This window comes from Pseudomonas sp. 18.1.10 (assembly GCF_024655625.1).
GTDB lineage: Bacteria > Pseudomonadota > Gammaproteobacteria > Pseudomonadales > Pseudomonadaceae > Aquipseudomonas.
This window is the reverse complement of the sequence record NZ_JANLGL010000281.1, coordinates 1-6,012: the sequence shown is the minus strand read 5'-3', so window position 1 is coordinate 6,012 and position 6,012 is coordinate 1. Positions and strand designations below refer to the sequence as shown.

Genomic DNA, 6,012 nt, shown 5'->3' with positions numbered 1-6,012 from the left:
CCGAGTTGCTGTTGCCAGTGAAGGTGATGGTCAGGCCCGAACGTGGGGTCTCTTCATCCGTCGCAGTGAAGGTACCGGCGACAGTACCCACGGCAGCCGAGTTCTCTTCAATCGTAGCCGGAGCAACGGTGATCACCGGAACGTCGTTCACCAGGTTCACAGTCGGCTGGCCTTCGCCATTCGAATGCGCGCCTGCTGGATCGGTAACGGTCAGGTCAATCTTCGGCAGCTGGTTGCCAGCATTAACGAAGTCAGCACCTGCCTTGGTCAGCACAACATTGTTGCCGTCGATGGCGTAGTAGCCAGCGTTGTTGCTGCCTGGAGTGAAGGTGATGGTCAGGCCCGAACGTGGAGTCTCTTCATCGGTCGCAGTGAAAGTACCGGCGACGGTACCTACAGCGGCGGAGTTCTCTTCAATCGTGGCCGGAGCAACGGTGATAACCGGCACGTCGTTAACCAGATTAACGGTCGGCTGGCCTTCGCCATTCGAATGCGCGCCTGCTGGATCAGTAACGGTCAGGTCAATCTTCGGCAGCTGGTTGCCAGCGTTAACGAAATCAGCACCTGCTTTGGTCAGCACAACATTGTTGCCGTCGATGGCGTAGTAGCCAGCCGAGTTGCTGTTGCCAGTGAAGGTGATGGTCAGGCCAGAACGTGGAGTCTCTTCGTCAGTCGCGGTGAAGGTACCGGCGACAGTACCCACTGCAGCCGAGTTTTCTTCAATCGTGGCCGGAGCAACGGTGATAACCGGCACATCGTTAACCAGGTTAACGGTCGGCTGGCCTTCGCCATTCGAATGCGCGCCTGCTGGATCAGTAACGGTCAGGTCAATCTTCGGCAGCTGGTTACCAGCGTTGACGAAGTCCGCGCCTGCCTTAGTCAGCACAACATTGTTGCCGTCGATGGCGTAGTAACCAGCGTCGTTGGTGCCCGGAGTGAAGGTGATGGTAAGACCCGAACGTGGAGTCTCTTCATCAGTCGCGGTGAAGGTACCGGCGACGGTACCCACTGCAGCCGAGTTCTCTTCAATCGTAGCCGGAGCAACAGTGATAACCGGCACGTCGTTAACCAACGTCACATCCGGCGTAGCCGCATCATGCGCGCTGCCTTTATCGGCATCGGTCACGGTCAGATCAATCGCCGGCAGCTTGTTGCCCGCGTTGACGAAGTTCGCACCTGCCAGGGTCAGTACCACGGCATTGCCAACAAGGGTGTAGTAACCATCTTTGTTGCTGTCGCCGGTGAAGGTGACTTTCAGCTGGGCAACCGGGGTTTCCACATCGCTGACGGTGAAGTTACCGGCAACGGTGCCTTCCGCCACTTGGCCTTCCACCAGGGCGTTGGCGACCACTTCGATGACGGGCAGGTCGTTGACCGAAATCACGTTGATCGGCAGCGTGATCGACTCGGACTTAGGCAACGCATTGCCATCCTGCGCAGTGGCGGTCACGGTCAGGTTGACCACGCCGTAGGCGTTGGCCACCGGGTTGTAGACCAGTGTGGCGCGGCTCCAGTCGCTGATGTCGACGCTTTGATTGCCGGCCGTCGCGGTAAAGGTGTGGCCCGCGCCATCAGAAATGGTCGCGCCGGCCGGGATACCGCTGATTTCCAGCTTGAGCGTCTCGGAGCCGTCCTTGTCGGTGGCGTAGGCGTCAATGGCCGACAACTTGATCGCGTGGTCTTCCAGGCCGGTGTTCAGCACCTGGGTCACGCTGATGTTGTCGAGCACACCGCCGTAGGAGTTGTTGGTGTCGCCGGCCGGGGCCTTGAATTCGAGCTTGGCATCACCGTCGGCAGTGACCGGCACCACGAAGGTGTAGGTCTTCATGCCCACGACGGTGGTGTCCAGGGTGCCGACTTTGACGCCGCCCCAGAATACGTCGATCACCGAATCGTTCTCGTGACCGAGACGCGGCGAGTAGTCGACCGAGATGCTGTACGCGGTGCCGCTTTCAGCCTTGATGATGGTGTACAGGCTGGAGTCGTCGCCGGCGTTTTTCTCCAGCTCGATGACCTGGCTGTTGCCCGGGGTCTCGACGCCGTAGATGCTGCTTTGGCCGATTTCGACTTTGCCGTCGCTGTTGCCGGTCATCCACTGGGTGGCAGGACCGGTGCCGGCTGCGTTGTTGGCATTGCCGACGGCGACGGTGCCCCATGAACCGTTGAGGTTCGCGCTGTCGAAGTTGATCGCACTGACGACGCCGCCACCGAGCAGGCCCAGGTGCGGGGTGTCGGTGACCGGTGCAATGGTCACTGGCGCAGTGGTGACGTCGCTGGCTTTACCGCCATTGTCGACCGCGGTGAAGGTGACCGCCGTTGTGCCGCTCCAGTCAGCCGTTGGGTTGAAGTAGACCAACGCCTTGCCGTCGGCGCCCGCAGGCACCGAGTCACCGACCTTGAGTTCGGTGGTCATGCTTTCGTCGCTGTACAGCTTGCCGTGCTCCGGCAAGGAGGTGATGACGAAGTTGGCAACGGTGCCGTCCACATCGGCGCCGCTCAGTACGATTGTGGCCGCGTGGTCTTCGTCTGCGCCAGTCGAGCTACCGGTTGCAGTCGGGGCATCGTTGAACAGCTCGACAGTCACCTTGCCAGTCGCGGTGCTGGTTTCTGGCGGCTCACGGTCGAGGTTGCCGCCGCCGTTATCGGTCACGGCGATGCTCACGGTGCGATCAGTACCGGCCGGGTTGTTGCCCGGGGCCTGGAAGGTGATCGCTTCAACCAGCTTGATGAAGTCGGCGGCGCTGCTGCCGGCCGGCAAGTTGCTGGTCAGGGTGTAGACGATCTTGCCATCGGCGGCGCTGCCGCTTTCGGTGATGGTGATACCGGCAACGGCGAGGGCCTTGAGCACGTCGGCGTTGGTGAGCAGGTCGCCCGACACCAGGTGGTCAACGGTGACCACCACTTTGCTGAAGGTTTTGTTGTCGACGTCGGTGATGCTCAGGTTTTCAACCAATGCCACTGCACCTTTTTGCTCGACGAACTTGGTGCTGTCGAAGCCGACCACCGGTGCATCGTTGACCGGCACCACGTAGACCACAGAGGTCACCGGCGCCGAATCCGCCTGGCCATCGTTCACGGTGATGGTCAGGTTGCGGTTGACCGGGCTCGGGTCTTCGCTTTCGCTGGCGAAGTGCACCGAACGCAGGACTTCCTGGTATTCGGCCTTGGTGGCTTCGCCGGACAGGGTCAGCACACCGGTGGTCTTGTCGTAGCTGACGGTGATCTTGGTGTTGCTGACATCCGCAATCAGCACGTCGTCGGTCAGGTGGTTGACCAGCGTGACCTTGGCGCTTTGCAGGGTGGTGTTGTCGACGTCGGTGATGGTCAGGTTCGCCGCGACGTAGCCGCCTGGCTTGCCTTCGATGTAGGTGTCGCCGAACGCGTTGGTCGATTCATTACCCAGTACGGGCGCGTCGTTGACTGCTGTAACCACGACACTGATCTTGCCGGTGGTGACTTCTTCAACGCCGGTGCTCAGCTCTTTGGCCGTGGCTTTCACGGTCAGGTCGAAGCTGGCGGTCGAGTCCTTGAACGGGGTAACGCTCAGGGTGCCCAGGTTCCAGGTGCTCACGTCGTACAGCGTGTTTGCGCCGGTCGAGGTGATGGTGTTGGTGCCGTCGGTCAGCACGGTGCCTTCCGGCAGGCCGCTGATTTCGACCTTGTGGGATTCCGAGCCGTCGGTGTCGACAAACTTGACGTCAATCGGCGCGATCTTGATCGCGGTGTCTTCCAGGCCGTGGTTGTAGACGTTGCCGGTGTAATAGCCTTCGCCATTCACCACGTGGCTGTCGCCCAGCACCATGCCGGCGTCTTTCAACGCTTCGATACTGGTGTAGGTCTGCACGCCGCTGCTGCCCAGCGATACCGACGGGCCATTGTTGACCGACACGTTGACGTTGTAGTTGCCCGGGCCGTTCTGGTTGTAGTGGTAGATGTCGAGGGTGTAGTAACCCGACTCGGTCGGCGTGAAGGCCGAGCCATTGATACCGCTGCCTTGGCTCCAGGTCTCGGAAGCAACCAGCTTGCCGCCCACGGTGATGGCCAGGCTGTCGTCGGCCGTACCGGTGAAGGTGTAGCTCTTGCCGGCTTCCAGGTAGACCAAGCCCGAGACTTTGGTCGCGGTGCCTTCGGCCACGTTGCCGTTGTTGACATCGCTGGTCACGCCCGTGGTGGCGGCGCTACCGGCGGCTTGACCGTTTATCACCTTAATCAGGGTGTTGGAGTCGGTCACGCCTTGGCCGTTGGTGCCCAGGGCACCCGGCAGGTTGCCGCCGGTCCAGGTTTGAATGGTCAAACCGGTTGGCACTTGGCCGATGGTCAGCACCGGCACATCCGTCACCGGGTGGATATCCACGGTGATGGTTTTGGTGTCGCTGTAGGAATTGCCGTCGGTGGCCTGGAACTTCAGCTCGGTGTAGTCACCTTGCTTGTTGCCCACGCCGGTGTCGCCGAAGCTGCTATCGCCGGATTCGTTTTCCGCCGGGCTGTAACGCACGTTGTGCGCATCGAAATCAGCCTGGGTGAAGACCTTGCCCGCCGAAGTGTCGGTTTTCAGGTCGGCCGTGGTGAGCTTGACCCACTCGCCGTCAACTTTGTACTCGATGGAACCGGCCGGCAGGCTGGTGAACACCACGCCTGGGCTGGTGGTGTCTTCATCCTGAACGCCGAAGGTCGCCCAGGTCAGTTCGATCGGGGTGTCTTCGTTGCCTTCGATATGGTTGTCGATGGCGGTCGGGGTGTCATCGACCAGAGTGACGGTCGGTTGGCCGGTGCCGTTGGAGTGCAGGCCTTGTGGGTCGGTGACGGTCAGGTCGATTTTTGGCAGCTGGTTGCCAGCGTTGACGAAGTCCGCACCTTTTTGGGTCAGGACGACGTTGTTGCCGGAGAGGCTGTAGTAGCCGTCGGCGTTGCTGTTGCCCGTGAAGTCGATGGTCAGGCCATCACGCGGGGTTTCTTCGTCGGTCGCGGTGAAGGTACCGGCGACGGTGCCTGCGCTGGCGGTGTCCTCAACAATGGTGTTGGCCGCAATTTCGATTACCGGCACGTCGTTGTGCAGGTTGACCACTGGCTGGTCGGAACCGGTGGAATTCAGGCCTTCTGGATCGGTGACGGTCAGGTCGATTTTCGGCAGCTGGTTGCCGGCGTTGACGAAGTCGGCGCCGGCTTTGGTCAATACGACGTTGTCGCCAACGATGGCGTAGTAGCCAGCCGCGTTGGTGCCCGGCGTGAAGGTGATGGTCAGGCCGGTACGCGGAGTCTCTTCGTCGGTAGCGGTGAACGTACCGGCGACGGTGCCTTCTACTGCGGAGTTTTCTTCCAGGGTGTTGGCGACGACTTCAATCACTGGCACATCGTTGTGCAGGTTGACCACTGGCTGGTCGGAACCCTTGGAGTTCAGGCCTTCTGGATCGGTAACAGTCAGGTCGATTTTCGGCAGCTGGTTGCCGGCGTTGACGAAGTCGGCACCGGCTTTGGTCAGCACGACGTTGTCACCGGAGATGGCGTAGTAGCCAGCGTCGTTGGTGCCCGGCGTGAAGGTGATGGTCAGGCCGGTACGCGGAGTCTCTTCGTCGGTAGCGGTGAAAGTACCGGCGACGGTGCCTTCTACTGCGGAGTTTTCTTCCAGGGTGTTGGCGACGACTTCAATGACCGGCACGTCGTTGTGCAGGTTGACCACTGGCTGGTCGGAACCCTTGGAGTTCAGGCCTTCTGGATCGGTAACAGTCAGATCAATCTTCGGCAGCTGGTTACCAGCGTTGACGAAGTCGGCGCCTGCTTTGGTCAATACGACGTTGTCGCCAACGATGGCGTAGTAGCCCGCCGCGTTGGTGCCCGGCGTGAAGGTGATGGTCAGGCCGGTACGCGGAGTTTCTTCGTCGGTTGCAGTGAACGTACCGGCGACGGTGCCTTCTACGGCCGAGTTTTCTTCCAGGGTGTTGGCGACGACTTCAATCACTGGCACGTCGTTGTGCAGGTTCACCACTGGCTGGTCGGAACCGGTGGAATTCAGGC

Annotated in this window: 1 pseudogene; it reads right to left on the bottom strand. The window is 60.7% G+C overall.

Features of this window, described 5'->3' with window-relative positions:
* Positions 1-6,012: pseudogene (locus NUV89_RS26860) on the bottom strand (Ig-like domain-containing protein); the annotation flags it as partial.